This is a genomic window from Bartonella sp. AP57NXGY (genome assembly GCF_042195805.1).
Lineage (GTDB): Bacteria > Pseudomonadota > Alphaproteobacteria > Rhizobiales > Rhizobiaceae > Bartonella.
On record NZ_JBHIOZ010000437.1, the window covers coordinates 1 to 868 of the forward strand.

The 868-nt window shown below is 36.6% G+C and carries 1 protein-coding gene; it reads left to right on the plus strand.

Annotated features, from left to right (window positions below):
* Positions 1 to 433 precede the first annotated feature (433 nt).
* Positions 434 to 868 (plus strand): hypothetical protein (locus tag ACFIL8_RS11335; RefSeq protein WP_375689878.1); only part of this gene is annotated, 435 nt, incomplete at its 3' end.

An 868-nucleotide genomic window follows, 5' to 3' on the forward strand; every position in this document is an offset into this window, starting at 1 on the left:
ACGCGCATTTTAGCGTTGTTACAGCTTTTGCATTTAGGTGGATTTGTTAGCGTGTAACGAATTATCTTTTGTGCTGTAATTGCAGGGACAGATAAAGGTGGGAGTGCATAAATGACAGAGATATTATCATATCAAATTGTTTGATCACGCATAAAAATTTATGCTTTATGAAGGGGCATTTATCGCCTTGTAACTGGCCTGATATCTTGCATGAAAGCCCAAAATTCAGTAAAATTCTCTCACTTCAAAACTTCTTATCTTAAATCAATTCAAATCATTTTCTTGTGTATCACAAGGAGGAGTGTGGGTGCTGTGTTTTTATTTAAAGTATGGGATGAATTGAAATGTGAGAAGTGCATAATCTCTACGCGTTAACAAACGTTTTTGATGTTTTTAAAAAAGAGCGAAATTGTGCAGAAAAAAGAGGAACTCTATGGACATTGATGATAGTTTAGAATGGTTTTTGGGTTTGCACAAACTAACAATACCGCAGGCAGCGCTTTTAATAGTTGGATTAAATCCAGGAAAGTGTTTGTTTCACGATGAAATGGAACCAGAAAAGAGTGATATTTACGAAGATAACCTTTCCGTATCATCAGAGAAAACTGCTTGTTTCCGAGGAGCTTATAATGCCATAGTTCAGGCAGGAAAAGACGATCAATTAAAGATAGAATGGTCGAGTTTTTCTAATTATATAGAGACATATTCCTCATATGTTCTCGTTGATGATTTAAAAGAATGGCTTTCGTCGCGTGGTCTACGTCCTGCGTTTTTTTTTCCTGAGGATGATTCTGCTGAGACTAAGGATCAGAAATATTATGCGTTTCAAGATCCAACGCATCCACGTTATGCTCCAAAGCTTGCTGCT